Consider the following 13,652-nt stretch of genomic DNA (forward strand, 5'->3'; position numbering starts at 1 on the left):
ACGTTTCCTCACGATATTTAGAGCAGTCCCGTTTCCTGGAGCGCGTTGCGCACCGTTGCGTGATGCGGCGCGCTCAGTTCGACCAGTGGCAGTCGGTAGCCAAGCGCGCTGCGGCCCATTTCGGCCAACGCCCACTTGACGGGGATGGGGTTGGCTTCAACGAACAAAGCCTTGTTCAGACGCGCCAGGAACGCGTTAAGTTCACGGACCTTCGGCACGTCGCCCGCCAGGGCGGCGGCACAGAGGTCGCGCATGAGCTTGGGCGCCACGTTGGCCGTGACGGAAATGTTGCCGCGCGCCCCCAGCAGGATCAGGGCGGCCGCGGTGGGATCGTCGCCGCTGAAGACCTGGAAGCTGGCAGGCGCCTCGCGGAGGAGCAGGCCGCCGCGGGCGATGTCGCCAGTGGCGTCCTTGATGCCGATGATGCCCGGCACCTGCGCCAGACGCAGGATCGTGTCGTTGCTCATGTCGGCAACGGTACGGCCCGGCACGTTGTACAGGATGGTGGGCAGGTCGACGGCTTCCGCGATGGTGCGGAAGTGGCGGTACAGGCCTTCTTGCGACGGCTTGTTGTAGTAAGGCACGACCGACAAGCCCGCGTGAGCGCCGACCGCCTTGGCGTGGCGCGTCAGGTGGATGGCTTCGTCGGTGGAGTTGGCGCCCACGCCAGCAATGACCGGAATGCGGCCGGCGGCGTGTTCGACGGCAACGCGGATCAGTTCCGCGTGTTCTTCCATGGAGACCGTGGGCGACTCCCCGGTGGTGCCCACCACCACCAGCGCGTCGGTGCCTTCCTGGACGTGCCAGTCGATCAACGACCGGTAGGCAGCGTAGTCCAGGCTGCCGTCGGGTTGCATTGGGGTGACCAGGGCCACCATGCTGCCCTGGAAATTAACGCCTGCGGCGGTAGCAGGGGATGCCATAGATTCGGGCTCCAAAACCCCGCGGCGGGATTGCCCCAGGGCCTGATTCAGTGAAACCGCTGAGTTTAACGGATATTGGGGGGAATCTTACAGAAACCACTGAACGATTGTCGTTCCCAGCCCGAGCACCGGTTGCATCAATAACCAGAGCACATCGGTGACCAAAAGCACAATGACGATGATCAAGCCATACGGCTCGATTTTCGAGTATTGCCAGGCCAGACGATTGGGCAGCAGGCTGAACAGGATGCGTCCGCCGTCCAGCGGCAGGATGGGCAGCAAGTTCAGCGCCATCAGCACGAGGTTGACGTTGACGCCCGCCACCGCCATTTCGAACCAGAAGCTTTCGTGCAGGCCGCTTTCCATGAACAGGCGCAGCGACAGCGCCCACAGGATGGCCATGAACATATTGGCAGCCGGACCGGCCAGCGCCACCCAGGCCATGTCCTTTTTGGGACGGCGCAGGCGGCCGAAGTCGACGGGAACCGGCTTGGCCCAGCCGAAGAGCAGCATGGATCCGCCGATGAGCTTGGAGGCCAGCAGGATGGCGACCGGCACCAGCAGCGTGCCGACGGGGTCGATGTGCCGCGCCGGATTCAGGCTGACCCGTCCGGCCTGGTAGGCGGTCGGATCGCCCAACATGCGCGCCACGTAGCCGTGCGCGGCCTCGTGCAGGGTGATGGCGAAGATAACCGGTATCGCGTAGACCGCAATGGTTTGGATGATGTCATTCATGGCGAACCGGATTGTAGATGAGCCACGCCCGCGCGCGGCACGTCTCGTGCATCGAGGCGAGGGGTGAAATCAGACAAGTCCGAGCGTGGCGGGATCGCCGCGGCCCAGGCGCACGACAACCGGCTCGTCGGCCGTGAGGTCGATCACCGTGGTGGGCGCCTGCGGGCAGGCGCCTGCATCGATGATGGCGGCCAGATCGTGGTCGTAGCGCTCGCGGATTTCTTCTGCGTCGTTCAACGCCTCGGTTTCATCCTTGGGAATGAGCGTCGTGGACAGGAGCGGCGAGCCCGCCTGTTCCAGCAAGCCCAGGAGGACGGCGTGATCCGGCACGCGGATGCCGATGGTCTTGCGCGATGGGTGCGATACGCGCCGCGGGACTTCCTTGGTGGCCTCGAGGATGAAGGTCCAGGGGCCAGGGGTCGCGGCTTTCAGCAGGCGGTACTGCTTGTTGTCGACGCGGGCGAAGTGGCCAATTTCAGCCAGGTCGCGGCATAGAAGCGTGAGGTGGTGCCGTTCGTCGAGTCCGCGCAGGCGGCGCAGTCCGTCGGCGGCGCTTTTGTCGTCCAGGCGGGCGACGACGGCATAACTGGAGTCGGTGGGCACAGCCACCAGGCCCCCGTCATTAAGCCATTGCGCGGCTTGCTTGAGCAGCCGCGGCTGGGGATTTGCTGGGTGGACGGAGAAGTACAAAGCCATGGGTTTATCCTAACATCCTTGAAGGCCGCTCAATTGCGCGGCGATGCAAAATGGCGGTATCGCCGATCCGCCCCGGAGAACGAATATGCGCCTTGGAAATTCGCGCCAGAGCAACAATGTGGAAGACCGCCGGTCGGGCGGCCCGCGAATCGGGGGCCGCGGCACCATCGGCATAGGCACGATAGTACTTGCCCTTGTCGCAATGTACTTCGGCGTGGATCCCCGCGTGGTCCTGGACATGGCCGAGGGGCCGGCGGTGCAGGAGCAGGCGCCCGCCACCGCCCCGCCGGCCAACGATCCGCAAGCCGTCTTCGTGTCCAAGGTGCTGGGCGAAACCGAGGACGTGTGGAACGCGATCTTCCAGAAGGAACTGAACCGCCAGTACGTCGAACCCAAGCTGGTGCTCTTTCGCGGCGCCACGCCGACGGCCTGCGGCACCGGCCAATCGGCCATGGGGCCCTTCTACTGCCCGGGCGACAGCAAGGTCTATATAGACCTGTCGTTCTTTGACGAGCTGCAGAACCGGTTCAAGGCGCCGGGCGATTTCGCGCAGGCGTATGTGATCGCGCACGAAGTCGGCCATCATGTGCAGCACCTGCTGGGCATTTCGGACCAGGTTGACCAACTGCGCCGTCGCAACCCCTCGCAGGCCAATGCGCTGTCGGTGCGGCTGGAGCTGCAGGCGGATTGCTTTGCCGGCCTGTGGGCGCAGCGCGCCGATGCGGCGCGCAACATTCTTGAAGGCGGCGACGTCGAGGAAGCGCTGGCAGCGGCCACCGCCATCGGCGACGACCGGCTGCAGAAGCAGAGCCAGGGCTACGTGGTGCCCGATGCCTTCACGCACGGCAGTTCCGCGCAGCGCGTGCGGTGGTTCAAGCGCGGCCTGGAAAGCGGCAGCATCAAGCAATGCGACACGTTTGGTGCGACATCGCTGTGACGGCAGATTCGCGCTGGGCATCAGCACCGGCACCGGCATGTCATCATTCCAGGCCGGGCGCCCGCTTGACTGTATATCCATACAGCCAACCAACCCCTACCGTCTTCATCTTGTAAGATTACGCCCCCTCGCAATGCTGCGCGCGCGTGTTTATCTCCGCGGCGCGGTGGGCGCAGCGCACGCCACTCGCAGGTTTGCCCACGCGCCCTCCAAGACCCTTTATCTGTTTCCATGGCCAACAAGTTCGAACCGCTAATCACCGTTGATGAGGTGCAAGAGATTCTTGCCGAACCCAAGGAAACCGCGAAGCCCATCGTCTGGATCCCGAAGCCGGCGGCGGGCAGTGCGCAGTGGATGGAGTTCAGCAGCCCTTGCAAGATCAAGGGCGACGTGCGCGAGGACGTGATCTTTCGCGTCATGTACCGGGGCGCCCGCACCGCCGTGCACGGCCAGGCCACCATCTTTCTGACGGAAGCGTTCTGTGCCAGCCTGTTCGTCGGGCCGCACCGGGTGTACGGGGTGGACACCGACGACTCGTTTCACACCAGCCTGGTGGGCGCGGACCGGCCGCAGTACCGCAAGCCGCTGGCCGACCGCAGCCATGAGCATATCTGGGTCGAGGAAGGCGAAGGCTATGCCGAGCCCGTCGTGCCCGCGCTGGACACCATCGCGGCGCTGATGCAGTATTTCCTGCCGCGAGCGAATCTGACGCTGGCCGGCGGCTTTGCGCATCCCCTCAAAGGCCGCCAAATCGAACTGATCCTATGAGCAATTTTCTGGAAGCCTCCGGCTGGACCGTCCTGCCGGCGGGCGAACACGCCATCCGCGCCGTGTCTCCCATGACGCTGGGCCTTGACGGCCAGCACGCGGCCTTTTTCATCGCGCATCCGGACGAGTCATCGTTCTACCTGACCGACGCCTGTGAGACCGCGATGCACGCGTCGAGCTTCGGCATCGAGGTAGCGGCCAAGCGCATCGACATCCTGAACGAGACGCCGGGCGTCACCCTCGCCCACTTCGACCGGTCGGGCGCCATCGTGGCGTCGGGCCCGAACGAACAGTTGCAGGAAGCGCTATGGGACGCGGTAAAGCTGGCGATGGCCCTGTCGTTTCAGTGCGCGAAGTGGATGCCGCGTTTCAGCCAGCTGCGCTTCCGCGCCCAGGTGGGACGCGCGCTGGCCGAAGGCGTGGGCGTGAACCGCATGGTCAAGGGTGCGCGCGCCAAGGGCAGCAGCGGTCACACGGCGGACTTCGCGTACGCGGTGCGTGCGGCGGGCAGCACCGCCCTCACCTACATCGAGCCCATCGCCCTGAAGGCGGGCAAGAAGATGGACTGGACGCAGGTCTATCAGACCCACGGCAAGATGTCGGACGTGAAGATGGCCGATGCGCGCAACTCGCGCATGGTGATTCTGGAAGACGGCGCGTCGGCCGAGGAATTCAAGAAGGCCGTGACGATCCTGGAGCAGTCCGCCACCGTGCAGACGCTGGCCAAGACGCGCGACTGGCGCGAAGTGTTTTCGACGTAGCCGCCAAAAGGCAGGCGGGTCAGGACGGCAGATTGGTCAGGCCGTCCACGATTTCGCGGCCATGCAGAATGGCCGCATGGACGGCCTCGCGCGGGCTGTAGACAAAGCCGCCGCCGGCAAATTGCGGTACGGGGTATTCGTCGCCGCCTTCAAGGATGGCGCCTGCCTGCACGACCATCACCGATGCGATGAAGACAGGGCCGCTGGATTGCGCCGGAACTTCGATAGCGCCGCTGCCCCGGGAAACCTTGGCCGTGAGGCGGTATCCCTTGTAGATCAAGTTGTTCTGATGCACTTCGGTAGTCCTCTATCTGCCGTCGAGCATACTCCGTGATTCGATGACAATCCGGATAAGTTTTGTAACCCAAGCAGAAAATAGAAACACTGTTGCGCTGCCGCAAGCGCGTCCCCGTTTCTCAACCGCTGGGAAACAAAATGGCCATTTTGCCAAGAGTCAGCGTAGACGCGGCTTGCGGGGCTGCACCGCCATTTAGCGGTGCAGCATCAATAGCGGTTTCCGGGGATTTACCCTAGGCCCTGTTGCGAAAGTGCATCCTGGGACACTTTCATCCCTGTCACGCGCATGTAATCGTCCAGCCGCCAGCCTTTACCGAGCAGGATCATGCGGGTATGCAGGTCGTCCCGCACGGCCGGACTGACCTCACTTCCCAGATACGTAAGCTGCTTGCTGCGCAGGTCCACGAAGCCCAGCACATAATCGCGCGCCAGCCCCATCCACAAACGATGCGCTCCCACCGACTGGCGGGCGCCGCTCAGGATGCACAAACCCGCATCCAGCGCCCAGCGGTACACCGCGGTGGCCAGTCCCATGCCCTGGTAAGGGGCGGCGTACTTGGAATGCGGGGCGCGCACGTAGGGATCGGCGCGGCGCCCCACTTCGATCAGGCGGTTGAAGACGGTATAACCCGCCAGCCGGCCGCGCCGCACGTCCACCACATACACGTAATACTCGCCGTCGGCCTCGCGGTAGCGAAGCACGATGCCAGGGATATCGGTCTTGACCTCCGGCAATCCATGCAGGCGGTCCATCGGACGATTCATGCGGTTGTGGATGGCATCGAGTTCCTTGTCCACTTCTTCGGGACTATGGTTAACGTCGATGCGCAATTCCGTCACGATCGACATGACGTGACGGAACGCGTGCAGGGCCAGCGTAGGCAAGGCCACCTCCTGTACAGGGTTGAGAAGCTGTCCGCGAGGGACGGGACGTAAAAAAAGCCGCATCCGCGGCTTGAAAGGTTGTGTGCGGGTGCACCGCCGTATGGGGCGGTATGGATGAGGCGAGGCGCGGAGGAAGCGATCAGGCTGCTGCATGCGCGTCCCGTTGGGCGGCGGGTTGGTCGCCGGCAAGACCGAAGAAGGCCGGAAACTGGCGTTCGCCCTTGGCCGTGATGCGCAGCGCGCGTGAGTCCAGATCCTTGTTGATCCAGCCGCGCGCCAAGAGCGCATCGAGCAGCGCGGCGCCCAGCGCGCCTCCCAGATGCGAGCGCCGCTCGCTCCAATCCAGGCACGCGCAGGCAAAGCGGCGGCGGCGCTGGCGCGCTTGCGCGGCATCAACGCCCACCTGCGCGAGCGACGCCTCGCCCAGCGGCGTCAGCAGATAGTCGCGGCCGTCCGGCGTCAACCAGTGCCGGGCCAGCATCGCATCGTGAATTTGCACCGCCAGCGTGCCGGCCATGTGGTCGTAGCAGGTGCGGCTGTCGCGCAGCGCGGAAGGCGTGGTCGGCTTGAACGGGGCGCGGTCGGCGCCCGCCACTACCAACAGCGCCTCCAGCGCGTGGCCGACGTCGCCGCTCGCCAGCCGGTAGTAGCGGTGCTTGCCCTGCACGGCCATTTCGACCAGACCCTGATCGCGCAGACGCTGGAAATGGCTGCTGGCTGTGGACGCGCCGATGTCGGCGGTGGCGGCCAATTCCGTGGCGGTGCGCGCGCGGCCGTCCAGCAGCACGCACAGCATGCGCGCCCGCGCGGGATCGGCAATAGCGCCCGCCACGGCGGACAGGTTGATGTCGGCGAACTCGGAATCCATGATTCGGTATGGACCAAAGTGTTGTGTGCAGGACGTAAGCATACTTCGACTCAACGAAAACAACATCCACGCCATCCCATGCCTGCTTCCCCTTCCTTTTTCGGCTGGAAAGTCCTCTACGCCACCTTCATGCTCGCCATCTTCGGCTGGGGCGTCGGCTTTTACGGGCCGCCGGTCTTCCTGCATGCCGTCGTCCAGCGCACCGGCTGGAGCGTCGGGCTGGTGTCGGGCGCGGTCACCCTGCATTTTCTGGCGGGCACGGTGGTGGTGGCCAATCTGCCGCGTCTGTACCGGCGCATCGGCGTCGCCCGCACGACCGCAGGCGGCGCGGCGCTGTTGGCGCTGGGCGTGGCGGGATGGGCGGTGGCGCAGGCGCCGTGGCAGCTTTATGCCGCCGCGGTGGTCAGCGGAATGGGCTGGGTCACGCTGGGTGCGGCAGCCGTCAACGCGCTGATTGCCCCGTGGTTCGTGCGGCGGCGACCCGCCGCGCTGGGCATGGCGTACAACGGCGCCAGCGTCGGCGGCATCGTCTTTTCGCCGCTATGGGTGTTCCTGATTGCGCAGGCCGGCTTCGCGCAGGCAGCCCTGTGGGTTGGCATTGCGATGGTCGCCGTCATTGCCGTGCTGTCGCACAAGGTGTTCAAGGTGACCCCACAGCAAATCGGCCAGGCGCCGGACGGAGATTTGTCGGGCGGCGTGCCGTCGGGCGGCGTGCCGTCGGGCGGCGTCCCGTCGGGCGGCTCATCGTCGGCCGGCTCATCGTCGGGCGGCATCCAATCTAGCGGCACGCCCCCGGCCACCGCCCCATCGCGCGCCGCGCAAGAAAGCGCCGCACCGCCCACGCCAACACTTGCGATCAAGCTGCGCCAAGACCGGGCGTTCGTGACGCTGGCCGCCGGCATGGCATTGGGGCTGTTCGCCCAGATCGGTTTGATCGCGCACCTGCTGTCACTGCTGGCGCCGATCTTGGGCGCGCAGACGGCAGGCCTGGCGATGGGACTGGCGACGGCCAGCGCCATCGCCGGCCGCTCGCTCGTCGGCTGGCTGATGCCGCCAGGGGCCGACCGCCGCAAGATAGCCTGCGCGGCATACGCCATGCAGATTGCGGGATCGCTGGTGCTGATGCTGGCCGCCGACCATGCGTGGGCGCTGTGGACGGGCGTCGTACTGTTTGGGTCGGGCATCGGCAACGCCACGTCGCTGCCGCCGCTGATCGCGCAGACGGAATTTTCCCGCGAGCAGGCGGCACGCGTGGTGCCGCTGATCGTCGCGCTGTCGCAAGGCGCGTATGCCTTTGCGCCCGCGACATTCGGCGCGCTGCGCACGTGGCTGCAGCCTTCGGGATTGACGCTTCCCGGCTTCCTGGCTGCGGCCGCCCTGCTGCAAGCCGGGGCCATCGCATGCTTTGCGGCCGGCCGGGGCGCGCACGCCAAGCGCGGCGCTCCCTGATGCCTTAGGCGCCTTTGCCGCGCCGGGCCACCAGGCCGGCCATGACCGCGTCGCCGCGTTCGCTGACCAGGCCTTCGGCGACGCCCTCGCGATCCGCCGCGTTGCGGTTCTGGCTGACCTTCCACTTGCCTTCGATACGGGCAATGGGGATCTCGACGCCGATAATGGCGCGCATCTGCGCGGCAATGAAATCGGCGGGCGCCTCGTCCACGCGCCACGGCTGGACGCGCGCCTTTTCCTGGCTGTCGGTCAGCGCCTCAAGCTGGGCGCGCAGCCAGGCCGGATCGTCCTGGATCACCGGCGTGCCCCACACGTGCACGGCCACGAAGTTCCAGGTCGGCACGACCTTGTGCGTTTCCGCCTTGGTCGCGTACCAGGACGGCGTGATGTACGCCTGCGCGCCATGAAAAGCCACCAGACATTCGCGTCCCGCGGCCAGCTCGGCCAACTGCGGATTGGCGCGCGCCACGTGCAGGCGCAGGACGCCATGCTCGCCTTCGGGATACAGCAGACAGGGGATGTGATTCGCCATCAATCCGCCCTCTCCGCTGGTGAAGACAACCCCCAGCGGGTGGGCGCGGATGAACTCGTGCTGGATTTCCAGCGAATCTTCGCGAAAAGCGGACGGCAGGTACATGGCAGCGGCGCGATCAGTAGGGAGGAAAACGAAAACATACCGCGCGCGTGGCACCACTGAAAGAGCCACACAACCTGCCTTTCATGGAGCCATGCGCGGCGCACACCCGGAACACCGCCCGTGCCCGTCCGGCCGCTATTGCCGGGATCGACCGTACGCCGCGTTCATGCGCTCGCGAGCCTGCGTTTCATGCGCGAAAGCGCGGTCGTAGTTTTCCAGGCACCCTGCCGTGGGATTGGGCCACTGGATTGCAGCGATTGCGTCGGTCAGTTCGTCACGTGCCCGCTGCCATTCCTTGACGGCGGCATACCATTCGTTGGCGGTGTCCATAGATACTCTCCCCCTTCTATGTGCACAGGCCAATCGTAGCGCTGGCCAATACCAGCGAGACAGCGTTTTCGCATGGCCAGATGGATGATGTGGCGGCGACGCAGCGATGCATTGCGCGAGCGAAAAAATTGCCGCGCCGCGCCGCGGTTCAGGCAGATAATTTCCAGCAAGGATCGTGCCGGTTTTGCGCCTGCCTGCCGTGGGCGCCGTTTTTCTGACAAGGGAAAAAGCCATGAAGCCCAACCTCGCACTGCGCGCGGCCTGCTGCGCGCTCATCGGACTGGCCGGCTGCACCAATTTGCCCAAGGCCAAGGACTATTCCACCGCGCTCGGCGAACCGCAAAGCCAGCTTCAGCAGGATCCCAATTGGAGCGGCGGCCGCATCTGGGTCAGGCCGGGTCCGCCGATCGGCAGCCAGTTCGACAAGAAGCTGCTCATGGAAGACGTCACCTACATTCCGGGCGACCGGCCGGACGAGCTGGACTTCCGTGACGACGCCGAGATGCGCCAGCGCGTGCTGGCCTACATGAACGCGGCCCTGCGCCGGGAGTTCACGCAGGCGGGCTATCAGCTGATCTCCGCGCCAGCCCCGCGCTCGGTGCGGCTGCGCGCCGCCATCACCGGCACCTTCCGCAACGACCGCGATCCGCGGCCCGGCGAGTATGTGCCCATTGGTTATGTGCTGGGCCAGACTGCCAAGGCTGCAGGCCTGCGCGACCAGTCGGCGCGGCTGCTGATCGAAGCCTCGGCGCGCGATGCCACCACCAACCAATTGCTGATCGCGTCGTTGGGCGCAGTCACAGGCAGCAATTTGCCGGAAAACCGCAAGCCCACCGCCGCCGACGTGCAAAGCGCCATCGACGACTGGGCGCGCCGGGTCCGCGAGCAGTTCGACCGCATCTGGGTCGGCGAAATACCCAAGACCAAATGACGCGCGGCGGACATTTTCCGCCTTCATATCACGATGTGATGAATATTGACGTCAACCCTCACTTACCCAGGGCCGCCGGCTAATGCTACTGTTCCGCCTGTGCAAGGAGTACATGCAATGGATCAGAAAACGAAGCCCTGGGCATTTCCCAAACCCCACCCCGAAAACACGCCACGCGGCGAACGCAACAAACAAGAGTTCGACACGCCGCCCAAGGAAGAAAAACCCGCGGCCAAACCGCGCGCCAAAAAGCAGACGCCTGCGACCGGGCGGGCGCGCCCGTGAGGCTGGCGGCAAAGGTCTGTACGGCAGCGCTGGCGGCGCTGTCCGCGCTGTCCATGGCGGCCGCCGCCGCGCCCGACATCCAGACGGGCGACATGGTGTTCCAGCAGTCCCGGTCAGCGCAAAGCCTGGCCATCCAGCAAGCCACGCACTCGCCCTACAGCCACATGGGCATGATCGTGACGCGCCAAGGCCAGCCCTACGTGCTTGAGGCCGCGGCGCGCGTCAGCTACACCCCCCTCTCTCAATGGACCGCGCAAGGCGAGCGCGGCCATTACGTCGTCAAGCGGCTGCGCGACACTTCCCTGCTGACGCCCGACGCGCGCGATCGGCTGGCGAAGGCGGGCGCCGCCTACGTCGGCAAGCCCTACGATCTGGTATTCGCCTGGTCCGACGACCAGATCTACTGCTCCGAGCTGGTGTGGAAAATCTATCAGCGCGTACTGGGCGTGAAGGTCGGCGCGCTGGCGCCGCTGAAAAGCTTCGATCTCGCCTCGCCTGCCGTGCAGGCCAAGATGCGGGAACGCTACGGCAAGAACATCCCGTGGGAAGAACCCATCATCTCCCCGGCCGCCATGTTCGAGTCCGACCAGCTGGTCACGGTAGGCACCTTCTGATTGCAGTGCGCGGCGCAACCGCCGTCCAAGGAGCGCAATGACGGTTTCCATCCTGCTGGGCATCGCCATTGCGCTGGAAACGGGCTGGGGTGCGCTGGCATTGTGGATCCGCGCGCCGCTTTCAGCGGCATGGAAATTGGTCGTAGTGCTGGCGTGGGTGACGTTGGCATTGGCGGCCATCGCCGGACTGGTATGGCCGCGTTGGTGGCCGGGCCTCGTTCTGCATGGCGCGGCGCTAGCCGTTGTGCTCGTGTGGTGGCTGCGCATCCGCCCGTCCAACGACCGCCCCTGGCTTGCCGAAGTCGCCCGCCAAACCCACGGCGTCATCAATAGCAACACCGTCACGCTGCACAACGTGCGCAACTTCGACTGGCGTTCGCGCACCGACTACACGCCCCGCTGGGAAACCCGGCGTTATGCGCTGGACACGCTGCAATCGGTGGACGTCGCCCTGTCGTACTGGGGCCGTCCCGCCATTGCCCACGCGCTGGTGTCGTTCGGATTTGGCGACGACGATCACGTGGTGTTCTCGGTTGAAATCCGACGCAAGCAGGGCGACCGGTTTTCCGAGATCGGCGGCTTTTTCAAGCAGTACGAACTGAGCGTGATCGCCTCGACCGAAGCGGACAGTCTGCGGGTGCGCACCAACGTGCGCGGCGAAGACGGCTACCTGTACCGTATCCACATGCCCGAGGGCGCTGGGCGCGAACTCTTCGTGGCCTACGTCGACGCCGCCAACCGCCTACAGACAACACCCCGCTTCTATCACACGCTCACGGCAAACTGCACCACCATCGTCTTCCAGATGGCCCGGCGCATCGTGCCCGGATTGCCGATGGACTACCGCCAGCTTCTGTCAGGCTACCTGCCGGAATACCTGTACAAACTGGACGCCCTGCGGGGGGCCGGCAGCGCCGCAGAGTACCGGCGCCGCGGCCGCTACACGGACCGCGCCCGCGCCACGGCCGACCCTGCCGAATTCTCCCGCAACATCCGGCAGGGCGTGCCCGGCATCGCGCCTGAATGATCCGGGTCCACGGCGCCGCCTAGGGAACGCCGGCCTCGGCCTCGGCCTCGGCCACGCGTCACGCGCCGGAAGTCCGCCAGCGCCACGAGCGGACGCCTCGCTCAACGGACGGGCACTGCGTCCTTGTAGATGACGCCATCCTTCATGATGACCAGGAAGTTCTTGTCCGGATCGCCGATCAGCTTGATGTCCTGGATCGGGTCGCCATCGACCAGCAGCAGGTCGGCAAGCGCGCCTTCGCGCACGACACCCAGATCGCCGCGGTAGGGGTTGCGCTTGCCCGACAGTTTCAGCAGCTCCGCGTTCGTGCCGGTTGCCATGATGAGCGTCTGCGCCGGCGTGTACCACCGCGTCAGGCTTGCCAGGATGCGGCCCTGCTGCTCGGCCAACTGGCTTGAAAACAGGATGTCCGTGCCGAACGCGGTCTTGAGCTTGTGCTTGATCGCCAGCTGGTAGGTCCGGTCGGTCCCGGCAAAGACCTCCTGCGCCTTTTGCCATTGATCCGATCCTCGCGGAAAGGCGTCGGCCAGTTCGTCCGGAAAGGGCTGCGTGCTCAGCCACACGCCCGCGCGCGCCATCAGCTCGGCCGTTTCCTCGTCCATCATGCTGCCGTGCTCGATGCTCTGCACGCCCGCCTTGATGGCGCGCTGGATGGCGGTGGGCGTGTAGGCGTGCACCGCCACATACGTACCCCAGTCCGTCGCGGCATCCACCGCCGCGCGCAACTCCGGTTCGGTGAACGTCACCACGTCCAGCGGGCTGTGCGGTGACGACACCCCTCCACCGCCGGTCAGCTTGATCTGCGTCGCGCCCTGCATGAGCTGTTCGCGCGTGCGAAGGCGCACTTCGTCGGGGCTGTCGGCGATCGTGCTATCGCCGGACAGATCGTGCCGCGAGCCCGGCGCGCCCAGGGTGCGCGGCAGGTCCGCCATCGAGCGGAAGTCACCATGCCCGCTGGTCACGCTGATCATCGCGCCGGACGGATAGATGCGCGGACCGGGGATCACGCCCTGGTCCACCGCCAGCTTCAGGCTGAAGGCCGAGCCGCCCAGGTCACGCACCGTGGTGAAGCCGCGCATCAGCGTCTTCTTCGCCTCGACGCCCGCGACGATGTTCAGGTAAGTGGGATCCTGCGTCATCGCCACCGCCAGCGGCACGCCCACGAACATGCTGTGCCAATGCATATCGATCAGCCCCGGCATCAGTGTGCGGCCGCCGCCATCGATGATGCGAGCGCCGTCTGCCGCGATCTTGTCCCGCGACACTTTTTCGATGACGTTGCCGTGAACCAGAACGCTGCTCGCCGGGCTCAGGTCGCCGGACACGCCGTCGAAGATGCGCACGTTTTCAAACAGGATCCGCGAATCCGCCGCGGCCTGCGCGGTCGGCGGCGGCGCCGTGGCAGCCGGCGCCGCAGGCAAGCTATGGGAATGCGCCAGCGAAGCGCCAAGCATCAGCGATGCCGCCGTGAATGCAATGCCAGTCCTGACAAACATGATCGAACCTCCG

General features: G+C 65.6%; 17 protein-coding genes. 8 read left to right on the forward strand and 9 right to left on the reverse strand.

Annotation, left to right across the window (positions count from 1 at the left end; all coding sequences use genetic code 11):
• Positions 1-17 precede the first annotated feature (17 nt).
• The 3 genes from dapA to AB3147_RS19625 form a co-directional block, all read right to left on the reverse strand.
• Positions 18-923, reverse strand: coding sequence for a 4-hydroxy-tetrahydrodipicolinate synthase (gene dapA / locus AB3147_RS19615; protein WP_175124281.1), 906 nt, complete (start codon positions 921-923; stop codon positions 18-20).
• 87 nt (positions 924-1,010) lie between these two features.
• The gene (locus AB3147_RS19620) at positions 1,011-1,658 is read right to left on the reverse strand and encodes a site-2 protease family protein (protein ID WP_175124282.1); all 648 of its coding nucleotides are present in this window, start codon (positions 1,656-1,658) and stop codon (positions 1,011-1,013) included.
• Positions 1,659-1,727: 69 nt separating this feature from the next.
• The gene (locus AB3147_RS19625) at positions 1,728-2,354 is read right to left on the reverse strand and encodes an L-threonylcarbamoyladenylate synthase (protein ID WP_175124283.1); all 627 of its coding nucleotides are present in this window, start codon (positions 2,352-2,354) and stop codon (positions 1,728-1,730) included.
• An 85-nt stretch (positions 2,355-2,439) separates the two neighbouring features.
• Here AB3147_RS19625 and ypfJ point away from each other — a divergent pair, with 85 nt between their 5' ends.
• The 3 genes from ypfJ to AB3147_RS19640 all read left to right on the forward strand — a co-directional run bounded on the left by ypfJ (position 2,440) and on the right by AB3147_RS19640 (position 4,820).
• A complete protein-coding gene (ypfJ, locus tag AB3147_RS19630) occupies positions 2,440-3,291 on the forward strand; it encodes a KPN_02809 family neutral zinc metallopeptidase (protein WP_175124284.1) in 852 nt (283 codons plus the stop codon).
• A 231-nt stretch (positions 3,292-3,522) separates the two neighbouring features.
• On the forward strand, positions 3,523-4,059 hold the full coding sequence (locus AB3147_RS19635) for a hypothetical protein (protein WP_367352749.1): 537 nt from the start codon (positions 3,523-3,525) through the stop codon (positions 4,057-4,059).
• On the forward strand, positions 4,056-4,820 hold the full coding sequence (locus AB3147_RS19640; RefSeq protein ID WP_175124286.1) for a DUF1828 domain-containing protein: 765 nt from the start codon (positions 4,056-4,058) through the stop codon (positions 4,818-4,820). Before AB3147_RS19635 ends, AB3147_RS19640 begins: the two co-directional genes overlap by 4 nt.
• Before the next feature lie 19 nt (positions 4,821-4,839).
• Here AB3147_RS19640 and AB3147_RS19645 read toward each other — a convergent pair whose 3' ends face one another.
• The 3 genes from AB3147_RS19645 to AB3147_RS19655 form a co-directional block, all read right to left on the reverse strand.
• Positions 4,840-5,115 carry a hypothetical protein gene (locus AB3147_RS19645; RefSeq protein ID WP_175124287.1) on the reverse strand — a complete coding sequence of 92 codons (276 nt, stop codon included), beginning with the start codon at positions 5,113-5,115 and terminating at the stop codon, positions 4,840-4,842.
• Positions 5,116-5,345: 230 nt separating this feature from the next.
• Positions 5,346-6,002, reverse strand: a complete 657-nt coding sequence (locus AB3147_RS19650) for an N-acetyltransferase (protein ID WP_218344463.1) — start codon at positions 6,000-6,002, stop codon at positions 5,346-5,348.
• A gap of 139 nt (positions 6,003-6,141) precedes the next feature.
• A complete protein-coding gene (locus AB3147_RS19655) occupies positions 6,142-6,870 on the reverse strand; it encodes an ArsR/SmtB family transcription factor (protein WP_367352750.1) in 729 nt (242 codons plus the stop codon).
• A 78-nt stretch (positions 6,871-6,948) separates the two neighbouring features.
• Between AB3147_RS19655 and AB3147_RS19660 the strand changes: the two genes are divergently transcribed.
• The gene (locus AB3147_RS19660) at positions 6,949-8,319 is read left to right on the forward strand and encodes an MFS transporter (RefSeq protein ID WP_367352751.1); all 1,371 of its coding nucleotides are present in this window, start codon (positions 6,949-6,951) and stop codon (positions 8,317-8,319) included.
• Positions 8,320-8,323: 4 nt separating this feature from the next.
• Here AB3147_RS19660 and AB3147_RS19665 read toward each other — a convergent pair whose 3' ends face one another.
• Together AB3147_RS19665 and AB3147_RS19670 are read right to left on the reverse strand one after the other, a co-directional pair.
• Entirely contained in the window at positions 8,324-8,956 is a 633-nt protein-coding gene (locus tag AB3147_RS19665) for an FMN-binding negative transcriptional regulator (protein WP_175124290.1), read from the reverse strand.
• A 135-nt stretch (positions 8,957-9,091) separates the two neighbouring features.
• A complete protein-coding gene (locus tag AB3147_RS19670) occupies positions 9,092-9,286 on the reverse strand; it encodes a hypothetical protein (protein WP_175124291.1) in 195 nt (64 codons plus the stop codon).
• 232 nt (positions 9,287-9,518) lie between these two features.
• Between AB3147_RS19670 and AB3147_RS19675 the strand changes: the two genes are divergently transcribed.
• From AB3147_RS19675 to AB3147_RS19690, 4 genes are all read left to right on the forward strand, one after another.
• Positions 9,519-10,217: a DUF3313 domain-containing protein gene (locus AB3147_RS19675; protein ID WP_175138635.1), complete on the forward strand. Its 699-nt coding sequence runs from the start codon at positions 9,519-9,521 to the stop codon at positions 10,215-10,217.
• A gap of 117 nt (positions 10,218-10,334) precedes the next feature.
• On the forward strand, positions 10,335-10,502 hold the full coding sequence (locus tag AB3147_RS19680; RefSeq protein ID WP_174245436.1) for a hypothetical protein: 168 nt from the start codon (positions 10,335-10,337) through the stop codon (positions 10,500-10,502).
• Entirely contained in the window at positions 10,499-11,116 is a 618-nt protein-coding gene (locus tag AB3147_RS19685; RefSeq protein WP_367352752.1) for a YiiX family permuted papain-like enzyme, read from the forward strand. The genes AB3147_RS19680 and AB3147_RS19685 overlap by 4 nt, the downstream gene beginning before the upstream one ends.
• A gap of 37 nt (positions 11,117-11,153) precedes the next feature.
• Positions 11,154-12,143: a DUF4105 domain-containing protein gene (locus tag AB3147_RS19690; protein ID WP_367352753.1), complete on the forward strand. Its 990-nt coding sequence runs from the start codon at positions 11,154-11,156 to the stop codon at positions 12,141-12,143.
• Between the two features lie 101 nt (positions 12,144-12,244).
• Here the strand turns inward: AB3147_RS19690 and AB3147_RS19695 are convergent, their stop codons facing one another.
• Positions 12,245-13,639 (reverse strand): metal-dependent hydrolase family protein, encoded by a 1,395-nt coding sequence (locus AB3147_RS19695; protein ID WP_367352754.1) that lies wholly within the window; start codon positions 13,637-13,639, stop codon positions 12,245-12,247.
• Between the last annotated feature and the right edge of the window lie 13 nt (positions 13,640-13,652).

The sequence above is a fragment of the Achromobacter animicus genome (genome assembly GCF_040775605.1).
GTDB lineage: Bacteria > Pseudomonadota > Gammaproteobacteria > Burkholderiales > Burkholderiaceae_B > Achromobacter > Achromobacter animicus.